This is a genomic window from Saccharopolyspora indica, from assembly GCF_027853965.1.
GTDB classification, from domain to species: Bacteria; Actinomycetota; Actinomycetes; order Mycobacteriales; family Pseudonocardiaceae; genus Saccharopolyspora; species Saccharopolyspora indica.
Genome location: NZ_JAQGLB010000001.1, coordinates 777,600 through 795,637 on the forward strand (window position 1 = coordinate 777,600; position 18,038 = coordinate 795,637).

An 18,038-nucleotide genomic window follows, 5' to 3' on the forward strand; every position below is an offset into this window, starting at 1 on the left:
GCGAAGGACTGGCACCGATGACGATCCAACCCGACAGCACGGTGTGCCGGCGCTGCGGCATGCCGCTGGCCTACGACACCTACATCAACCAGACCGAGGGCAACCCGACCTCACCCGAACCCGGGCTGTGCGCGCATTGCGCCGGGGTGCAGACGGGTTCGGTGACCCCGGAACGCGTCTCCAGCCAGGACCGCAGCACCCAGCTGGAGATGATCTTCCGGATCTACCGGCAGAACCGCCGCTGGCCCCGCCTGCTGGCGCGTGCGGCGACGCGGCTGCACCGGCTGCTGCCCGCCGACACCGTCAAGCGCGCCGAACTCGTCAACAGCATCCCCACCCGCAGCAGCCGGTCCACCACCGACGCCGTGGTGCTCTACAGCGGCGGCAAGGACTCCAGCTGGATGCTCATGCAGCTGGCCCGGCAACGCGATCTGCGGGTCAAGGCCTGGATGCTCGACCAGGGCTACCAGTCACCCGCGGCGATTAGCAACGCCCGGGCGCTGTGCGACCGGCTCGGCGTGGAGCTGGTGATCTCCCGCCCGGAGCAGAACCCCATGAACACCCTGTTCCGGCTGGGCTTTTCGATGAACGAGGAAACCGACCCGAACCTGCTGCGCGCGGTGATGTCCTACGGGCCCGCCTGCTGGCCGTGCTTCTCCACCATCATCGCCCAGTCCACCGTGTACTGCCACGAGAACGACATCCCGTTCTGCTTCATCGGCACCCAGAAGGGCCAGAACCGCACGAACATGCGGGGCAAGCCCTACGTGCCGGGCGGGCCGCTGCCGCCCCTGGACGCCGCTGTCGAGGACATGGTCGCCATGCTGCGCGAGCACGCGGAGAAGAAGGCACCCGAGGCGGCCCGGCTGCTGCGGACCTCGCGGACCCGGACGGTGATGGTGCCCTTCTACGAATTCGTGCCCAAACCACCGCTGGAGCAGAAGCTGGCCGATCTGGAGGCCACCGGCTGGAAGGTGCCGCGCAACACCGGCAGCTGCAGCACCAACTGCATGATGAACGAACTGGGCTACCGGATCATGCGCAACCAGTACGGCTTCGACATCTACCAGATCGCCGAGGCCCACGAACAGCGGCTGCAGGACAACCCCGCCCCGGCCAACATCGCGGTGCTCGACGAGGAGGCGATCCGGCGCGGGGCCAAGCTCATCGACCTCACCCCGGTGGAATCCCGCAAGTGGGGCGTGGAGGAATGACCGGTGCACAGCGCTGAACCCGACTGGGCGCAGCTGCGCGCCGAGTTCGACCTCACCCCCGACTACGTGCACCTGGCGCTGTCGATGCTGACCGCCCACCCGCGCCCGGTGCGCGAAGCCATCGAACGCCACCGCCGGGGCCTGGACACCAACCCCGCCCTGTACTTCCACCGCCGCGACGAGCTGCACCGGGCGGTGCTGGAGCGGGCGGGCGCCTACCTCGGGGCGCACCCCGACGCCATCGCCCTCACCGAAAGCACCACGATGGGCCTGGCCGTGGTCTACGGCGGATTCCGGCTGAAGCCGGGGGAGGAGATCCTCAGCACCGAGCACGAGCACTACGCGGCCACCGAACTGCTCCGCTTCAAAGCCGCCAGCAGCGGCGCGGCGCACCGCACGATCCGGTTGTACGAGGACCCGCGGCAGGCGACGGTGGCCGAGATCGTCTCCGCGGTGCGCCACGGCCTCGGGGAGCGCACCAGGGTGCTGGCCTTGACCTGGGTGCACTCCGGGACCGGGGTGAAGCTGCCGCTGGCCGAGATCTCGGCGGTGGTGGCCGAGCACAACCGCCACCGCCCCGCCGACGAGCAGGTCGTGGTGTGCGTGGACGCCGTGCACGGCCTGGGCGTGGAGGACTTCGAGGTCGCCGACCTGGGCTGCGACTTCTTCGTGGCGGGCTGCCACAAGTGGTTGTTCGGGCCGCGCGGCACCGGCCTGGTGTGGGGCAGCGACCGCGGCTGGCAGGCGGTGGAGCCGGTCGTGACGTCCTTCGACGTCGAGGTTTTCTGGCCCTGGTACCTGGGGCGCCTGCCCGACCTCGAAGCACCGAAGGCCCGGATGTGCACGCCAGGCGGGTTTCCCGCCTACGAGCACCGGTGGGCGCTGGCCGAGGCGTTCGACTTCCACCTCGCCCGCGGCAAGAACACCATCAACGCCCGGATCGCACAGCTCAACGCCCACTGCCAGGCGCGGCTGGCGGAGCTGCCCGGGGTGCGGGTGCGCACACCCGCGGCGCCGCAGCTGTCCTCCGGGATGGTCTGCCTGGACGTGCCGGGACTGGATCCCGCCGAGGTGGTCGAGCGGATGCTGCACGCCGGGGTCATCGTCGGTCAGACGCCCTACCGCAGCAGCGCGGTGCGCATCGCCCCCGGAGTGCTCAACAGCGTCCAGGACATCGACCGGGCCGTCGACGCGCTCGCCCGCGTGATCGACGAGCACGGGCGCTGAGGCAGCGCCCGTGCTCGTTCGTCACCTGCCGCGCTCGGCGAGCACGTAGCGCACCGGGCTGGGGATGGCGATACCGCTGGTGGTGGGATCGCGGTGCGATTCGACTTCGGCGGCGATCTCCGCGGCGATCCCGGCCCGCTGGTGCTCGGGAACCTTCTCCCAGAACAGCCGCATGCCGTGGGTCCAGGTCCACGCGACGAACTCCTGGCCCGAGGCGGTGCGAATCAGCAGCTCCTCGTCGTGGACGGTGATCGTGCGGAAGCCGGCCGCGCGCAAGTCGTCGAGCACCTGCTGAGCGCCACCGAAGGCGTCCGACTGCGGGTAGACCTGGGTTCCGCTGCCGTACTCCGCCGACCACTTCGCGATCGTGCCGAGACCGAAGACCGCCGGTTCCGGGTGCTGCACGGACACCGGGGCCGAGACCGCCAACCGGCCGCCCGGACGCAGGAACCGGTGGTAGGCGCGGAAAGCCGCCGCGGTGTCGGGTACCATGTGGACGCTCATGCTGCCGATCACGGCATCGAAGCTCTCCGGCGGGAAATCGGGGTTCTGCCCGTCCATCGCCCGCACGCTCACCTGCCGCAGGCCGCGCCGGTCCGCCTCCTGACCGGTCGCGGCGGTCATCGCCTCGGACAGGTCGATGCCCACCACCTCACCGCCCGGACCGACCGCATCGGCAGCGGGGAACAACGCCGCGCCGCGACCGCAGCCGATGTCCAGGACGGACTGTCCCGCACCGATCCCGGCGAGCTCGACGAGTCTGCGGCCGACGGGCTGGAAGTACTCGACATCATCGTGGTCGTAGACCAGCGCCACCGCGTCGAAGGTGTTCCGCAGCGTTTCCTGGACACGGGCATCTGACATGCAGCAATCCCCTTGTCTGTGAAGAGCCTGGCACATCTGGCGGCCACTGCTGAAGCTAGTGACCGGCCAGTCGGGCAGGTACCACCCAGCGGAGGAATGTGCGCGCGAGCAACGTCAGGCCCGCAGGTGCACGACGTGGCAGCGCGCGTCGGTGGGCAGGATCCGCTGGGTGCCGCCGGTGAAGCGCACCAGGACCCGGCCGCTGCTGCCGGGGGTGACCTGTTCGACGATGCCGACGGGCCCGATCGGGCCGTAGAGGCGGACGGGGTCGCCGGGCAGCAGTTCGTCGGCGCGGACGCGTTCGCGGTTGATCGCCGCTGAGGCCGGGCGCAGCCAGCGGATCGTGGCGTACCAGGCGGTGCAGGTCAGCGCGGGCAGCGCGACGGGCAGCCACGGTGCGAGGTCGGTGAGGGCGAGCCCGGGAGCGGCGCCGGCCAGGGCCGCCCACAGCCCGGAGCTGATGGGGTGGCGGCCCAGTTGCAGCCAGCCGGTGGTGCGGATCGTGCCGTCGGGTCGCTGCCCGCGCGGTGGTGGCGGCGGTTCGTCGGGGAAGTCGAACTGGTCGGTGTCGCGGGTGGTCTCCGGGGCGCTCTTGCCCAGCGGTTCGCGTGCGTCGCTGATCGCGGCGATCTCCGTGGTGACCTCGGTCGGCGCGGGGTGGGTGCGCAGGGGTGCGTCGAAGCGGGCGGTGCCGGGGTTGAGCAGGGTGCGCAGCATCGCCACTTCGGTGTCGCGGCGGTGTCCGCAGACGGGGCAGCTCAGCGCGGCACCGGTGGGTGCTCGTTCGTCCGGTGCGGCGGTCAGCGGGCCGTGCCCGTGGGGGCATTGCGGTGCGTGGGGCCCGTTTTCGAGGATGTGCAGGGCGCTGGTCGGGGTGCGGTCGGTATCGGAGTTCACCATCGGGTGGTCCACCTCAGCTCGCCGTCGTCGTCGCGTTCGCAGCTGGCGGCCGCGCCGCTGGGGGTGCGGCCGGTGTCGCCTTCCTCGGAGCAGCGCTCGTTGCGGGTGACCACCGGAACCCGGTCCTCGTCGGGCTCGGTGGCGGTGGTCGTCGGTGCGGGGCTGGGCACCGGCCGCTCGACGGGTTCCGGGCGGGGGCTCGGCGGTGGGGTGCTCGTGCGCCGCGTGCTGGTCGGAGTCGTGGTCGTGGCCGGGGTGCGGCGGGATGTCGTCGTGGTCGGCTGGGCGCTGGTGGTGGGGGCCGCCGTGGTGCTCGGCACGGATGGCGCGGGTGGTGGGGGAGCGGCCACCGGGGGAGCGGGCTGAGCGAGTTCGGTGCTGGCCGGGCTCGGCAGGGCGTTGAGACCGGTGGTGGCGGTCGCGGCCAGCAGCGCGGCGGCCGGCAGCAGCCTGGCGGCCACCGGAGTGCGCCACCACCAGCGGCGCAGCGTGGCGGGGGTCTGGGCAGGCAACGGAAGAGCGCTCCTTGTCGCGTTGGTGCCGTGTTTTCCCCGACCGGCGGGGCGAATCGTAGCGAATTCGTCACGATTCGGTGTCCAGCGGGCAAACCGCGACCCCGCTCGGTGGCCTGTTTCCGGTGCGCACGGCAACGCCGGCACCCGAATGTGATCTGCACCTCGCGCGCCGCGGGAACCCCTGCCGCACACCGGGAACGCATGCCCGGGCACAGCCCGTGATCATCCCTTGTGGACGGTCCACAGGGGATGCGGCGGTCGCCCGCGCTCGAGGCGGTGTCGTGCCGGTCCGCGCTCAGACCGAAAAGCTGAGATCCCTGGCGGTCAGCGAAACCGGGCGCAACCGCAGCCACAACGCCCCGCTGCCGGCGGGATCGTCGTGCACGATGCGGCGGAACCGCCGATCCCACCGCGACTCGTCGGCGCCGAGGTAGCGGGAGAGCTTGCGCCGGCCGCGCGAGACGTCGAAGGGCACGATGTCGGCATCACCGCGAGCGGTGACCTGCCGGACCACGCCCGTGGCGAGATCGCACTCGTCGACGACCAGGGCGATCGCGGGATCCGCCCGCACCCGGCCCGGCAGCTTCGCCCAGCTGCCGGTGATGATCCAGAACGCCTGCTCCTCCCAGAGGAACCACGTCGGCCGCACGGTCGGCCCGTTGGTGGCCACCCGCGCGGTCAGCGGCCGCGCCAAAAAACCCGCCACGTCGAAGTCCGGCTCGATCCTGCGCTGCGCGTCGGTCTCCATCCGCACAGCATGAAACCTCCACCGCGCTGGAGGTCAACCCGCCCCGGATCAGCCGGCACCCGTCGGTGCGGCGGCGCCGTTCTTGCGCCGGTTGGCGTTGAAGCGCGCCTTCTTCTGGCGATTCCCGCAGGTGTTCATGTCGCACCACTTGCGGGTGCGGCTCTGGCTGGTGTCGAAGAACGCGGCCCGGCAGGTCGGCGATGCGCACAGGGCCAACTTCCCGTCCCGTTCGCCCGCGATGATGCTGATCGCATCAGCGGCGATCACGCCGAGAGCGTCCTCCACGCAGTCCGAACCGAGTCGCCACCGACGATCGCCGTCAGGCGTCAGGATCGCCGCGGCCCGTCCCTGAACGCTGCGGTCGTTGATGATCTGGAGGGCCGAGGCGGGAAGCGGGTCCTGGATCGCGGTCGCCGTCGCGGCGGCGTGGACGGCTTCCCGCAGCTCCCGGGCGAGTTCGAGCTGGGCGGCGGTGCAGGAGTCCACGGCCAGGCCGTGGATCGCCAGCCAGTCGACGAGCCGCTGCGGCACGGGAATGCGCTCCACGGGCTCACCGCTGCGCTCGGTCAGGGTCGCCGTGAAGCTGGTCGCCAGAACGCTGCCGAGGCGGAAGTCGGGGAACCCAGCACGCATGGAACCACCTTAGCCGGTTGCCCGTGGGAAGATCCACATGCTAGAACCACCTAAGCCGGTTCCGTGATGGTCAGGAGACCCCATGCCCCGCACCACCAGCGACGTGCAAGCATTCCGAGCCCGCGCGACTGACGCCGAGCTCGACGATCTGCGCGCGCGACTGGCCGCAGCTCGGCTGCCGGAGGCCGAGACCGTCCACCGCGCCGCGCCCGGCCCCCGCCGATGGGGCCAGGGCGTCCCCCTCGCCGACCTCGTCGATGTCGTGAACTACTGGCGCACCGGGTACCAGTGGCGCCCGTTCGAAGAGCGCCTCGACCGCATCGGCCAGTTCCGCACGACCATCGACGATCTGGGAATCCACTTCCTGCACCGCCGGTCCACGCGCCCGGACGCCACACCGCTGATCCTGACCCACGGCTGGCCGGGCAGCATCGCCGAGTTCACCGACGTGGTGGAGCAGCTGGCGGACCCCGACGACGCCGACGCGCCGGCGTTCCACGTCGTCGCCCCCTCGCTGCCGGGCTTCGGGTACAGCGGCAAACCGGCCACCACCGGGTGGGGAACCGAGAAGATCGCGGCCGCATGGGTGGAACTGATGGGACGGCTCGGCTACCACGAGTTCGCCGCCCACGGCGGCGACTGGGGAGGCAACATCACCACGGTTCTCGCCGGCAGGTTCCCGGCGCACGTCCTGGGCATCCACACCACCTTCGCCGAGGGGCCACCCGGGCTGACCACGGACGGGCTGACGGCCGACGAGCGCGCATGGGCCGAGGAGACCCGCGACTTCTGGCGCCACCGCGCGGCCTACGCCAAACAGCAGGCGACCCGCCCGCAGACCATCGGCTACTCGCTCGTCGACTCACCCGTCGGGCTCCTGGCCTGGATCCTCGACAAGTTCGCCGAGTGGACCGACACCGAGGACAGCCCGTTCGAGACGATTCCCGTGGACCGCGTGCTCGACGACGTCACCCTGTACTGGCTGACGCGGACCGGCGCATCGGCGGCCCGCATCTACTACGAGAGCCACAACTCGCTGGACCCCGAACTCCGGGTCGACGTACCAGCAGCGATCACCATGTACCCCCGCGACATCGAGAAGTGCCCGCGCCCCTGGGCCCAGCAGCGGTACCGGCAGATCGTCCGGTGGAGATCACCCGATGCCGGGGGGCACTTCCCGTCGCTGGAGGTTCCCGGGTACTTCGTCAACGACCTGCGAGAAGGCCTCGCGGCAGTGCTGGCCGCAGCTCGGTGACCCCTCAGCGGCCGGCGCAGGGCAGCCAGCGCCGCAGCGCCCTGCGCAACGCCTCCAGGGCCGGTTCGTCCAGGTGATCGGCGGCCCAGGCGACGTAGCAGTCCGGGCGCAGCAGCAGCGCGGCAGGTGATCCCGGCCGCGGGCGGGCGGTGACGACATCGAAGTGGTGGCGCCACTCGGAGGCGATCGCGCTCAGCGAGCCGTTGCCGGTCAGGTCCAGCAGCAACGGCCGCGCGGTCCTGGTCAGCTCCGCCAGCCGGACCGGCCCGGCCTCGGTGCGCAGGTCCAGCTCCGGGGCGAAGCGGCCGGTCAGCGGGTGCGCGGCGGGATCACCCATGTCGTAGCCGATGTCCGCGCCCGTGGTCAGCTCCGCCAGCCGCCGCACGGTGCCGGCCTCGCCGAGCAGTTCGGCCATCACCGCGCGCAGTCCGGTGACGTCGCTGCCCGGGGCGATCAGGGCCGCCTGCGCCTGCGCGTTGAGCACCATGCGCTCGGCGGCGGCCCGCCGCTCGGTCTGGTAGCTGGCCAGCAGGCCGGGCGGGGCGCTGCCGCGGATCTCGGCGGCCAGCTTCCAGCCCAGGTTGGCCGCGTCCTGCAGGCCGAGGTTGAGCCCGGGGCCGCCGCCGGTGGCGGCGTAGACGTGCGCGGCGTCGCCGACCAGCAGGACCCGCCCGTCACCGAACCGCTCGGCCACCCGGGTGTTGCCGCCGCTGAGTCGCCGCAGCACGTGCGGGCCCGCGCCACCGGGAGGGCTCAGCGGCACCTCGGCGCCCAGCACGCGGCCGATGCTGGCCCGCAGTTCACCCAGGCTCATCGGGGTCCCGGTGGCGGGCTGGTCCCACTCCGTGGTGCTGATCAGCGGTGGCTGGCCGGGCAGCGGCGCGTAGGAGAAACCGCCGGTTTCGGTGCGGTGCGGCAGGAACGGCGCCACCGCGCCGAAACCCGGCACCTGCAGGACACCGGTGGCCGGATCGACCCACTCCGGCGGAACACCGGCGTGCGCCGAGCGCACCGTCATGCGGTCGTAGGTGCGGCCCGGGAAGGCGATCCCGGCCAGCTTGCGGGTGCGGCTGTGCGCACCGTCGGCGCCGACCAGGTAGCGGGCCCGCAGCCGGTAGGTCCCCTCCGGTCCGGTCACCTCGGCGGTGACCGCGTCCTGGTCCTGGGAGAGGCCGACGAGTTCGTGCCCGCGGCGCACCTGCACCCCGAGCTCCGCGGCGCGTTCGGTCAGGACCTCCACGATCCGCCGCTGGGGGACCGCCACGGTGTGGACCGGGCTGTCCTCCAGCAGGCTCAGGTCCAGGCCCAGACCGCCGAAGGTGAAGTAGGCGGTGTTGGCTCGCGGCGGCTGCGCCTCACCGGTGAGGCGCTCGTGCAGCCCACGGTGGTCGAGCAGCCGCACGACCTGCCCGAGCAGCCCGTTGGCCTTGGGTTCGTCACCGGGTTCGGGCAGGCGTTCCAGCACGACGGGCCGGATCCCGGCCAGGCTCAGCTCGCAGGCCAGCATCAGCCCGTTCGGGCCGCCGCCGATGATGACGACATCGGTGATCACCAGCACTCTCCTCACGGTCACCGCGGACGGGCCCAGCGCCCGTCCGCGGCGCCAACCTAGACGAAAAAAATGCGTGCACGCAAATTTGCGTGGACGCAGTAAAGCTGGGAGGGTGGGCCGGTGACCACACGGCGGACAGGACTGCGCGAGCAGAAGAAGCAGGCCACCGAACGAGCCCTGCGCGAAGCGGCACTGCGGCTGGCGCTGGAACGCGGACCCGACAACGTCCGCGTCGACGACATCGCCCAAGCCGCCGGAGTCTCACCCCGGACCTACAACAACTACTTCTCCAGCCGTGAACAGGCCATCATCGCCGCCATCACCGCCCAGCGGCAGACGCGGCTGGCCGAGTCCGTCACCGGCCGGCCCGACGGCATCCGCCTCGCCGAAGCCATCACCGACTCGATCGTGGAGCAGTACACCGGCACCGGACACGACGAGATCACGCTGATCACCACCAGCCCCGCACTGCGCGAAGCGTTCCTGCACGCCACCACCGCCATCGAAGACCCCCTGGCCACCGCCATCGCCCACCGCCTCGGCGACACCGACCCGGCCACCGCCGCGGTGCTCGCGGCCGCCATCACCGCCGCGGTCCGCACCGCCCTGAGGCGGTGGCTGCAACCAGCACCCACCGCCGGCGGTCTCGTCATCCCCACCGGAGCGCTCCCGAACCTGCTCCGCACCGCGCTCGAGGTGCTCGCACCCGCACTCGACGCCGCAGAAGAACACCGACGCCAGCGCCGATGAGATGTGCCCCGAACCGGCCGTGGAACCCACCATTTCTTGAATGACCGGTCCAGTATGAGTAGGGTTGCGGCCATGGGCAGGGTGAAGGAGTTCGATCCCGACGCGGCACTGCGCACGGCGATGGAGCTGTTCTGGCGCCAGGGCTACGAGGCGACCTCGATGCAGGACCTGGTCGACCACCTGGGTCTGGGGCGCGGCAGCATCTACGGCGCGTTCGGGGGCAAGCGCGATCTGTTCCTGGCGGCGGTCGAGCGCTATGCGGACGACGCCCGCGCGGGACTGCTCGACCAGCTCTCCGCACCAGGCTCCTCGCTCGATGCCGTGCGCGCCCTGGTGCGCTGGTACGCGCACGCAGCGCTGACCGACGAGCAGCGCAAAGGCTGCCTGATCACCAACACCGCGATCGAACTGCCCGGCGACGCCGACGCCGGTCGCCTGGTGGAATCGGGGCTGGAGGTCGTGGAAACCGCTCTCACGGCCGCACTGATGCGGGCGAGGAGCGAAGGTGAACTGCCCGCCGACCGCGACCCCGCGGCGCTGGCGCGCTTCCTGGTGACGGTGCTCCAAGGCGTGCGGGTGGTCGGCAAGACCTCCCTGCGCCAACGCCTGATCGACGACACCGTCGAGCAGGCCCTCGCACTGCTCGGCTGATCCCGCCACCTCGTCCCCCGGGGACGCTCATGCCCAATTTCTGGACCGATCGTTCAACTAAAGGAATCGTGATCATGGTTTCCGCCGTTCCCACCGATGCCGAACTGGCCGCCACGCTCGACGGCGACTTCACCAGCGACCACGCCGAGGTCAACGGAACCCGCCTGCACCACGTCAGCGGCGGCACCGGCGACCCCCTCGTCCTGCTCGGCGGGTGGCCGCAGACCTGGTGGCAGTTCCGCAAGATCATGCCCGAGCTCGCCCGCCGCTTCCGCGTGATCGCGGTCGACCTGCGCGGCATGGGCGGATCGGCCAAACCCGAGACCGGCTACGACAAGAAGACCATCGCCGCCGACATCCACGCGCTCATCGGCCACCTCGGCCACCAGTCGGCCTTCGTCGCCGGGCACGACATCGGCGCCGCGGTGGCCTACCACCTCACCGCGGGCTTCCCGCACGCCGTGCGCCGGCTGGTCACCCTGGACATGGGCGTGCCGGACGCCTCCTGGCTGGCCATCCCGATGCTCCCCGCCAGCGACGAGCAGGCCGCCGCGCTCACCGAAGGCCGCGGCGGATATCCGTGGTGGTTCGCGCTCAACCAGCTCCGCGAACTACCGGAACGACTGCTCGACGGGCGATTCCGGCTGCTGATCGACTGGCTCTACGGCCACATGCTCCACGACCAGGCATCGGTCGACGAGCAGGCCCGCCGCATCTACGCCCACGCCTACGACAGCCAGCAGGCCATCCGCGCGGGCAACGGCTGGTACCAGACCATGCGCCAGGACGTCGCCGACCTGGCCACCTACCCGCCGGTGACCACACCGATCCTGACCCTCGCCGGCGAGGACAGCTACCCGGCGCTGCGCGAGCAGATGGCCGACAAGGGCACCGACGTGCGCGTCCTCGCCGTGCCCGGCAGCGGGCACTACATCCCCGAAGAACAGCCCGAATTCCTCCTCGCCCGCCTGGTGGAGTTCTTCGCAGGCCCCCACCGCACGACCCGGCCGGAAACCCCGGCCACCTGAGCGCCGACCGCGGTGCGGCGAGAAACACCCGCGCGAGCAGCTCCCCTCCAGCCACGGCGGGAGGGGAGCCCGGTGATTGAAACCTCCGGCGGGCGACATCGGCAGGGCGTGACGCTCTTCGCCGAGCCGGGCGACCCGGATCTGCGGGAGCGGGCGATCAGGCGGAGATGCGTGGTCGTTGCGGGGGAGCCTGGCCGGTGAGGACGGTGCGGCGCAGTTCGTCCAGCGACAGGCCCACCGCGTCGGCCAGGGCCGCGACGGTGAAGAACGCCGGCGTCGGGATCCGGCCCTTCTCGATCTTGCGCAGGGTCTCGGTGGAGATGCCCGCGGCCGCGGCGACCTCGACCATGCTGCGCTGGCCGCGCGCCTCCCGCAGGGCCTGGCCCAGCAGTTCGCCCCGGCGCAGCTCGTGCTCGGTGAGAGGTTCACGCACCATGACCGCGATACTAATATCGGTATAGTTATTGGGCCAGTTCCGCTGGAGCAGCACGTGATCGAGCTGAAGACCGCCACCGAGATCGACGCCCTGGGCGAAGCCGGGCGCGTCGTCGCCCGCGCACTGCACGCCGTGCGCGCCCACGCCCGGCCCGGGATCACGCTGCGCGAGCTCGACGAGCTCGCCCGCACCCTCCTCACCGAGGCCGGAGCCCGGCCGTGCCGGGCGCCGAAGCCGGGCGCGATCAGCACCTCGGTCAACGACGTCATCGCCCACGGCACCCCCGATCACACCCGGCTGGCCGACGGCGACCTGATCAGCATCGACTGCGCCGCGAGCCTGCACGGCTGGGTCGGCGCCGCCGCGATCACCTTCAGCGCCGGCCGGCCCCGGCCCGAGGACACCGCACTGGTGCGCGCCACCGAGCAAGCGCTCGCCGACGGCATCGCCGCCGCCAGGCCCGGAGCACGCCTCGGCGATGTCTGCCGCGCCATCGGCGTGCTCGGCCGCAGCGCCGGATACGGCATCCCCGCCGGACTCGGCGGCGCAGGAGTGGGCCGCGACAGGCGCGAAGCACCACCGGTCCCCAACGACGGCCACCCGGGCAAAGGCGTCCCGCTGCGCCCAGGACTGGTGCTGAGCATCGAACCGGTGGTGCTGGCGGGCGGCACCGATGCCACCACCACCGAGGGCTCGGTGGTGCGCACCGCAGACGGCAGCCGCGCCGCCCACACCGGGCACACCATCGCCATCACCGCCGACGGCCCGCGAATCCTCACCGCGCGCTGACACGCCACTCGGCGCAATTTCCCCACACCGTCGGAAAAGGGATTCCGGGCCGGGACTTTGGGCTCCCAGGTCAACCCGCCGAAGGTCCTCTCCGCGCCGCCGGGCCGATGATCAATCCCACATGCGACGCAGCGTGCACATCCGGATACTGGGAATTGCCGATCACGCCATCGCAGAATTGTCCCGAGGGAACATGAAAAGACACTTCGCCTTCGTCAGCGTGCCCGCCGCCGGACACGTCAACCCGACCCTGCCGCTGGTGGCCGAACTGCTGCGCCGCGGTCACCGGGTCAGCTACGCCGTGGGCCACGACATGGCACCGGCCGTGAAATCCACGGGCGCCGAGCTCGTCGAACTCCCCACCGAACTGCCCCAGATCGGCCGCGTCCCGTTCACCGAACGCATGGCGACGATGCTGGACTTCTTCTGCCACGACCTGCGAGCCAGCATCCCGGTGCTGCGGCAGCGATTCGCCGACGACCCGCCGGATGCGGTCTGCGCCGACGCGATGACCCCCTACGGCCGCATGATCGCCGAAGAGCTCGGGGTTCCCGCGATCGTGCTGATGCCCAGCATGGCCTCCAACGAGCAATTCTCGATGCTGGAGGCAGCACCGGCCAGCGAGGATTTCTCCACCGAGCTCTTCACCGAGATGACCAACCGGATCGGGCAGGTCGCCGCCGAACTCGGCGTGCGCCCGGTGCTGCCGCTCCAGGCGCAATCCGGCGAGCTGAACCTGGTTTTCCTGCCGCGCGAATTCCAGCGCGCGGGCGAGACCTTCGACGAGCGCTACCACTTCATCGGTCCGCTGCTGGGCGAGCGCGACCAGCAGCCCTGGCAGCCGCGCGACCCGCACGCCCCGCTGCTCTACATCGCACTGGGCACCGCCTTCAACAACCGGCCCGACTTCTACCGGATGTGCCTGAGCGCGTTCGGCGACAGCCCCTGGCAGGTCGCGATGTCCATCGGCCACGACGTCCAGGCCGGTGAACTCGGGCCGGTGCCCGGCAACGTCGAGGTGCGCGCGAGCTTCCCGCAGCCGGCGGTGCTGCGCCACGCCAGCGCCTTCATCTCCCACACCGGCATGAACTCCACCATGGAATCGCTGCACGCCGCGGTCCCGCTGGTGGCCGTGCCGCAGATGCCCGAGCAGGCCATCAACGCCGCCCGCGTGCAGGAACTCGGCCTCGGCCGCCACCTGGAACCGGCGACCGTCACCGCCGAGGTGCTGCGCGCCGCCGTCGAGGACGTCGCCTCGGACGAAGGCATCCGCGCCAACCTGGAGAAGATGCGCCGCGTCGTGCGCTCCAGCGGCGGTGCGACCGCCGGAGCCGACGCGCTGGAGAACCACCTCGCCTGAACACGTGGTGGTGTCGCCGGCCCCCCCCTCCCCCCCCGGCGCCACCACCGTTCACCGCGCAGCGGCGCGAGCGCGCCGCGGGCGGCGGTCCAGCCACCACTGGCTCACCAGCAGCGGAACCACCCAGCCCAGCCACGTCGACAACCCCGCGATGGTCGAGATGAAGTAGGCCATGTCGCCGCCGTAGGTCGTCGGCAGCTGCGGCGCCAGCAGCACCGCCCACAACGGCGTCCACACCCGGTTGGTCACCGTCGAGACCGTCAGCACGAACGAGCGGATCATCCACCGGCGGTGGTCGCCGAAGCGGCGGGCCCGCCCCGCCCGCCAGCCCGCCACCGTGCAGCCGAACCACACCGTGGCCAGCGTCAGGTTGCTGGCCACCGCCACCGGGCCGAACGGCGCGAACACCGCCACCGCCGCGGCCAGCACCGCCGCGGGCAGCACCCCGGCGAAGACGTAGGCCCTCCCGATCAGGCGGTGCGCCCGCGGATACCGCGCCCGGAACGCGGGCCAGACCTGGAAGCAGCAGCTCAGGATCGCCACCGTCCCGAACAGCACGTGCCCCACCAGCAGCGGGTAGTGCACCTCCATCCCCTCGGACAACTGCACCCGCGACAACGCGGGATCCAGCGTCAGGTACGGCGGCAGCGAGTAGACCACGAACATCACCGCCACCAGCGCCAGCGGCCCCACCCACGGTCGCCGCCACCACCGCACCGACGGCCGGTTCACCTCCGGCCGCTGCGTCACCGTGCTCACCTCGGAAACCCCCTCGCGTACGCTTCAACCAACTGCGTACACCGTATTGATCACCAAGGGAATCCGGTACCGCTCAAGGAGAAACCCGTGCATCTCGTTCGAACCGAACTAGTGCAAGCCGGTGTTTGCGGTGGTGCGCTAGGCTTCCCGGCACACGTGCACTAGTGCGACAACAGGGGAGCGCGATGCCCGCCGGACCACCACCCCCCTACCTGCGCATCGTCGCCGACATCCGCGCCCGCATCGACTCCGGTCAACTGCGCCCCGGAGACCGCGTGCCCTCCACCCGCCAGATCACCGACGAATGGGGCGTGGCCATGGCCACCGCCACCAAAGCCCTCGCCACCCTGCGCCGCGAAGGCCTCGTCCACCCCGTCACCGGCACCGGCACCGTCGTCGCCGAACCCACCCGGCGGCGCGCACCCCGCACCCGCACCACCGACACCCACATCGACCAGCAACGCATCGTGCACGCCGCCATCACCATCGCCGACGCCGAAGGCCGCACCGCGGTGTCCATGCGCCGCGTGGCCGCCGAGCTCGGCGCCGGCACCATGTCGCTCTACCGGCACGTCCCCGACAAGGACGAACTCCTGCGGCTCATGGCCGACGCCGCCCTCGCCGAAACCCCGCTGCCCGAACCCAGCCGCCGAAGCTGGCGCCGCAGCCTGGAAAAACTCGCCCGCCAGCACTGGGCCACCTACCGGCGCCACCCCTGGCTGGCGCCGATCGCCCTGACCTCGCTGGCCCAGCCGCCCCTGCTGCCCACCGGCGTCGAGCACCTCGAATGGCAGCTCACCGTCCTGAGCGGACTCGGTCTGCCCCGCAGCACCGCCCTGCACGTGGCCGTCAGCGTCAACGGCTTCGTCGGCGGCCTGGCCATGAGCCACGCCATGGAACGCGAGTACACCCAGGAAACCGGCCTCACCGTGCGGCAGCGCCACAACACCGACCGCCCCGAACTGCACTCCCTGCTCGGCAGCGGCCGCTACCCCGAACTCGCCGCCACCGCCGCCAGCGGCATCAGCCTCGACCTCGACCAGCTCTTCGAGTTCGGCCTGCAACGCCACCTCGACGGCATCGCCGCCCACCTCACCACCCGCAACCACCGCTGAACCCCGCGAAGGCGCGCACGTGGGGTGCCGCGTCACCAGGTGCACACGAGCGAGCGGAGCTCGAGCGCGGCTGCGCAGATCAGCGGGAGCTGATACAGATCGTCAACTGATCGACTCTCACGGGGCTGGTCACCGTGCCGGTCCTGCGTAGGGTTTCAAGGAGGTCGCAGTGCGGAATTCGCGCTGCGACACCGATTTTCAGGCGCATCCACGAGAGAAGGAAACCCACCCATGCGCGCCCTTGTGGTCGATCACGGCGAGGCCGGACCCGTCCGGTTCGCCGATGTCGATGAGCCCGTGCCCGCCAGCGACGAGGCGCTGGTCGAGATACGGCACATCGGCCTCAACTTCGGAGAGCTGAACTACGTGCACCAGTGGCCGGCCGGCGCTGTGCACGGCCACGACGCGGCCGGCGTCGTGGTGCGCGCCGCCTCCGACGGTTCGGGGCCACCCGAAGGCACGCGCGTCGCGCTGGGGATGTCCGCCCACGCGTGGGCGGAGCGGGTGGCAGTCAGGCCCGCTTCGCTCGGTACCGTCCCCGAGGGCGTGGATCTGGCCGACGGAGCCGCGCTGGGAATCGCCGGAGTCACCGCCCTGCGGGTGCTGCGCACGCGTTCCCTGCTGGCGCGCAACGTCCTGATCACCGGTGCCAGCGGGGGAGTGGGGCACTTCGCCGTCCAGTTGGCGGCGCTGGCCGGTGCCCGGGTGACGGCGCACGTGGGTTCGCCGGAGCGGGCCGCCGGACTCCGCGAACTCGGGGCCGACGAGGTCCTGACCGACCTGGCCGACGCAGCGCGCCGGTTCGACCTCGTCCTGGACACGGTCGGTGGGCCGCTGGTGGCCCGGTCGTGGAGTTGCCTCGCCGTGGGCGGCACCATCCATCTGGTCGGCTACTCCTCGGGGCAGGACACCACGTTCCCGTCAGGGACCTTGTTCGGCTTCGGCGAACCCCGCAGCATCGCCACCTACGGCGACATGACGCCGACCAGCGGGGAGCTGACGGACCTGCTGGGCCTCGTGGCCGCCGGGAGGCTCTCGGCACCGGTTGGACTGCGAGGCGTCTGGCAGGACGTGGCCGAGGCCGTCCAGGCGCTGTTCGCGCGGAAGGTGCACGGAAAGATCGTCCTTGACGTGGTCTGAGGCCTGTCGGCAGGAGTGGAACGATGGACGTGCTCGCGGAGGCCTTGCGCGTATCGGGTGCGCGAGGGGCGCTCGGGGTCGTGCTGAAGGCCGGCGGAACCTGGGGCCTGTGGCTGGACTCCGCTCCGGGAGCGGCGCTGCACGTGGTGTCCCGGGGCACGATGTGGCTCCACGTCCCGGGCCGCAAACCCCTGGAGGCGCAGGCAGGAGATGCCGTCCTGCTGCCGCCGGGCACCGCCCACGGGATAGCAGGCGGGTTCAGCGCGACGATGAATCCCTGCGACCGGAAGGCGACGGTCCAGGCCCTCACCGACGGCAGCGCCCTGCACCTGGGCTCGACGCCGGTGCAGACCGAAGTGCTCGTCCTGCGCTACGAGCAGGACCCGGAGGTGAGCACGCCGGTGCTCACCTCCCTCGCTCAGCCGATGCACGTCACGAGCGGGGAGAACGCACAGCTCAGAAAGACCGTCGAGCTCCTCACCGCGGAGCTCGCGCAGCCGCAGATCGGCACCACCGCCGCCGTCAACAGCATCGTCGACCTGCTGCTCATCCAGTTCGTGCGCGTCTGGCTGGCCCGCCACCCGGAGCAGCAGCCCGTCTCGTGGCTGGGCGCGATGCGTGATCCTGTCGTGCGCGATGCCCTGGCGCGTGTCCACGCCCGACCGGAACACCCCTGGACCACCGAGTCCCTGGCGGCCGCGACGGCGGTCTCCCGGACGACGCTGTCCAGGCACTTCCGGTCCGCCCTCGGACAGACACCGGGCGCGTACGTCACGCAGTGGCGCATGGACCTGGCGTCGGTCCGGCTCCGCGACACCGACGAGCCGGTCGAGTCGATCTCCGGCGCGGTCGGCTACGCCTCTCCGCACGCTTTCAGCCGCGCCTTCCGACGTGCCCTGGGCGTCTCCCCGGGCGAGTACCGCTCCCGGCTTCGCAAGGGGTCGCAGGCGGGCGACCACCGGCAGCGTTCGAGCGCGAGTGCCGGTCGGCCGACCGTCCACTTCGGAGACCAGGCCGCGACCGGCTCGACCTCGCCCGGGAAGTAACCGCGCACCGCCCCGGCGACCGACCTCACCCAGCCGGGCCGCGGCCTCATCGCGGC

At 71.5% G+C, this 18,038-nt stretch carries 19 protein-coding genes; 11 read left to right on the forward strand and 8 right to left on the reverse strand.

Going from position 1 to position 18,038, the window contains the following annotated elements; genetic code table 11:
* The first annotated feature begins 17 nt into the window (after positions 1 to 17).
* A complete protein-coding gene (locus OU416_RS03535) occupies positions 18 to 1,214 on the forward strand; it encodes an adenine nucleotide alpha hydrolase family protein (RefSeq protein WP_270925328.1) in 1,197 nt (398 codons plus the stop codon).
* A gap of 3 nt (positions 1,215 to 1,217) precedes the next feature.
* Positions 1,218 to 2,441, forward strand: coding sequence for an aminotransferase class V-fold PLP-dependent enzyme (locus tag OU416_RS03540; protein WP_270925329.1), 1,224 nt, complete (start codon positions 1,218 to 1,220; stop codon positions 2,439 to 2,441).
* A gap of 21 nt (positions 2,442 to 2,462) precedes the next feature.
* On the opposite strand, the gene OU416_RS03545 is transcribed toward OU416_RS03540, so the two are convergent.
* The 5 genes from OU416_RS03545 to OU416_RS03565 form a co-directional block, all read right to left on the reverse strand.
* Complete coding sequence (locus tag OU416_RS03545; protein ID WP_270925330.1) at positions 2,463 to 3,305, reverse strand: class I SAM-dependent methyltransferase; 843 nt, start codon at positions 3,303 to 3,305, stop codon at positions 2,463 to 2,465.
* A 114-nt stretch (positions 3,306 to 3,419) separates the two neighbouring features.
* Entirely contained in the window at positions 3,420 to 4,205 is a 786-nt protein-coding gene (locus OU416_RS03550) for a hypothetical protein (protein WP_270925331.1), read from the reverse strand.
* Positions 4,199 to 4,717, reverse strand: coding sequence for a hypothetical protein (locus tag OU416_RS03555; protein ID WP_270925332.1), 519 nt, complete (start codon positions 4,715 to 4,717; stop codon positions 4,199 to 4,201). Before OU416_RS03555 ends, OU416_RS03550 begins: the two co-directional genes overlap by 7 nt.
* Positions 4,718 to 5,015: 298 nt before the next feature.
* Positions 5,016 to 5,468: a pyridoxamine 5'-phosphate oxidase family protein gene (locus OU416_RS03560; protein ID WP_270925333.1), complete on the reverse strand. Its 453-nt coding sequence runs from the start codon at positions 5,466 to 5,468 to the stop codon at positions 5,016 to 5,018.
* A 48-nt stretch (positions 5,469 to 5,516) separates the two neighbouring features.
* Positions 5,517 to 6,101 (reverse strand): CGNR zinc finger domain-containing protein, encoded by a 585-nt coding sequence (locus OU416_RS03565; protein ID WP_270925334.1) that lies wholly within the window; start codon positions 6,099 to 6,101, stop codon positions 5,517 to 5,519.
* Between the two features lie 82 nt (positions 6,102 to 6,183).
* Between OU416_RS03565 and OU416_RS03570 the strand changes: the two genes are divergently transcribed.
* On the forward strand, positions 6,184 to 7,356 hold the full coding sequence (locus OU416_RS03570; RefSeq protein ID WP_270925335.1) for an epoxide hydrolase family protein: 1,173 nt from the start codon (positions 6,184 to 6,186) through the stop codon (positions 7,354 to 7,356).
* A 4-nt stretch (positions 7,357 to 7,360) separates the two neighbouring features.
* Here the strand turns inward: OU416_RS03570 and OU416_RS03575 are convergent, their stop codons facing one another.
* Positions 7,361 to 8,908: an FAD-dependent monooxygenase gene (locus OU416_RS03575; protein WP_372907201.1), complete on the reverse strand. Its 1,548-nt coding sequence runs from the start codon at positions 8,906 to 8,908 to the stop codon at positions 7,361 to 7,363.
* Between the two features lie 120 nt (positions 8,909 to 9,028).
* Between OU416_RS03575 and OU416_RS03580 the strand changes: the two genes are divergently transcribed.
* The 3 genes from OU416_RS03580 (at position 9,029) to OU416_RS03590 (ending at position 11,337) form a co-directional block, all read left to right on the forward strand.
* Positions 9,029 to 9,658 (forward strand): TetR/AcrR family transcriptional regulator, encoded by a 630-nt coding sequence (locus tag OU416_RS03580; RefSeq protein ID WP_270925336.1) that lies wholly within the window; start codon positions 9,029 to 9,031, stop codon positions 9,656 to 9,658.
* Between the two features lie 72 nt (positions 9,659 to 9,730).
* On the forward strand, positions 9,731 to 10,309 hold the full coding sequence (locus OU416_RS03585) for a TetR/AcrR family transcriptional regulator (RefSeq protein ID WP_270925337.1): 579 nt from the start codon (positions 9,731 to 9,733) through the stop codon (positions 10,307 to 10,309).
* Positions 10,310 to 10,383: 74 nt separating this feature from the next.
* Entirely contained in the window at positions 10,384 to 11,337 is a 954-nt protein-coding gene (locus tag OU416_RS03590; RefSeq protein ID WP_270925338.1) for an alpha/beta fold hydrolase, read from the forward strand.
* Positions 11,338 to 11,494: 157 nt separating this feature from the next.
* Here OU416_RS03590 and OU416_RS03595 read toward each other — a convergent pair whose 3' ends face one another.
* On the reverse strand, positions 11,495 to 11,773 hold the full coding sequence (locus OU416_RS03595; RefSeq protein ID WP_270925339.1) for a helix-turn-helix domain-containing protein: 279 nt from the start codon (positions 11,771 to 11,773) through the stop codon (positions 11,495 to 11,497).
* Positions 11,774 to 11,827: 54 nt separating this feature from the next.
* On the opposite strand from OU416_RS03595, the gene map reads away from it, so the two are divergent.
* Both map and OU416_RS03605 read left to right on the forward strand, forming a co-directional pair.
* Entirely contained in the window at positions 11,828 to 12,562 is a 735-nt protein-coding gene (map, locus tag OU416_RS03600; protein ID WP_270925340.1) for a type I methionyl aminopeptidase, read from the forward strand.
* Between the two features lie 193 nt (positions 12,563 to 12,755).
* Entirely contained in the window at positions 12,756 to 13,922 is a 1,167-nt protein-coding gene (locus OU416_RS03605) for a macrolide family glycosyltransferase (protein WP_270925341.1), read from the forward strand.
* 51 nt (positions 13,923 to 13,973) lie between these two features.
* On the opposite strand, the gene OU416_RS03610 is transcribed toward OU416_RS03605, so the two are convergent.
* The gene (locus tag OU416_RS03610) at positions 13,974 to 14,672 is read right to left on the reverse strand and encodes a DUF2306 domain-containing protein (protein ID WP_333779616.1); all 699 of its coding nucleotides are present in this window, start codon (positions 14,670 to 14,672) and stop codon (positions 13,974 to 13,976) included.
* A gap of 194 nt (positions 14,673 to 14,866) precedes the next feature.
* Here OU416_RS03610 and OU416_RS03615 point away from each other — a divergent pair, with 194 nt between their 5' ends.
* From OU416_RS03615 to OU416_RS03625, 3 genes are all read left to right on the forward strand, one after another.
* Complete coding sequence (locus tag OU416_RS03615) at positions 14,867 to 15,796, forward strand: TetR/AcrR family transcriptional regulator C-terminal domain-containing protein (RefSeq protein WP_270925343.1); 930 nt, start codon at positions 14,867 to 14,869, stop codon at positions 15,794 to 15,796.
* Between the two features lie 231 nt (positions 15,797 to 16,027).
* Complete coding sequence (locus tag OU416_RS03620; RefSeq protein WP_270925344.1) at positions 16,028 to 16,936, forward strand: zinc-binding dehydrogenase; 909 nt, start codon at positions 16,028 to 16,030, stop codon at positions 16,934 to 16,936.
* Positions 16,937 to 16,959: 23 nt separating this feature from the next.
* Positions 16,960 to 17,982, forward strand: a complete 1,023-nt coding sequence (locus OU416_RS03625) for an AraC family transcriptional regulator (RefSeq protein WP_270925345.1) — start codon at positions 16,960 to 16,962, stop codon at positions 17,980 to 17,982.
* Positions 17,983 to 18,038 lie beyond the last annotated feature (56 nt).

Coding starts and splice junctions, on each gene's coding strand:
- OU416_RS03535 (WP_270925328.1), top strand. CDS start 18: ATGACGATCCAACCCGACAGCACGGTGTGCCGGCGCTGCGGCATGCCG.
- OU416_RS03545 (WP_270925330.1), bottom strand. CDS start 3,305: ATGTCAGATGCCCGTGTCCAGGAAACGCTGCGGAACACCTTCGACGCG.
- OU416_RS03550 (WP_270925331.1), bottom strand. CDS start 4,205: ATGGTGAACTCCGATACCGACCGCACCCCGACCAGCGCCCTGCACATC.
- OU416_RS03560 (WP_270925333.1), bottom strand. CDS start 5,468: ATGGAGACCGACGCGCAGCGCAGGATCGAGCCGGACTTCGACGTGGCG.
- OU416_RS03565 (WP_270925334.1), bottom strand. CDS start 6,101: ATGCGTGCTGGGTTCCCCGACTTCCGCCTCGGCAGCGTTCTGGCGACC.
- OU416_RS03570 (WP_270925335.1), top strand. CDS start 6,184: ATGCCCCGCACCACCAGCGACGTGCAAGCATTCCGAGCCCGCGCGACT.
- OU416_RS03585 (WP_270925337.1), top strand. CDS start 9,731: ATGGGCAGGGTGAAGGAGTTCGATCCCGACGCGGCACTGCGCACGGCG.
- OU416_RS03590 (WP_270925338.1), top strand. CDS start 10,384: ATGGTTTCCGCCGTTCCCACCGATGCCGAACTGGCCGCCACGCTCGAC.
- OU416_RS03595 (WP_270925339.1), bottom strand. CDS start 11,773: ATGGTGCGTGAACCTCTCACCGAGCACGAGCTGCGCCGGGGCGAACTG.
- OU416_RS03605 (WP_270925341.1), top strand. CDS start 12,756: ATGAAAAGACACTTCGCCTTCGTCAGCGTGCCCGCCGCCGGACACGTC.
- OU416_RS03615 (WP_270925343.1), top strand. CDS start 14,867: ATGCCCGCCGGACCACCACCCCCCTACCTGCGCATCGTCGCCGACATC.
- OU416_RS03620 (WP_270925344.1), top strand. CDS start 16,028: ATGCGCGCCCTTGTGGTCGATCACGGCGAGGCCGGACCCGTCCGGTTC.
- OU416_RS03625 (WP_270925345.1), top strand. CDS start 16,960: ATGGACGTGCTCGCGGAGGCCTTGCGCGTATCGGGTGCGCGAGGGGCG.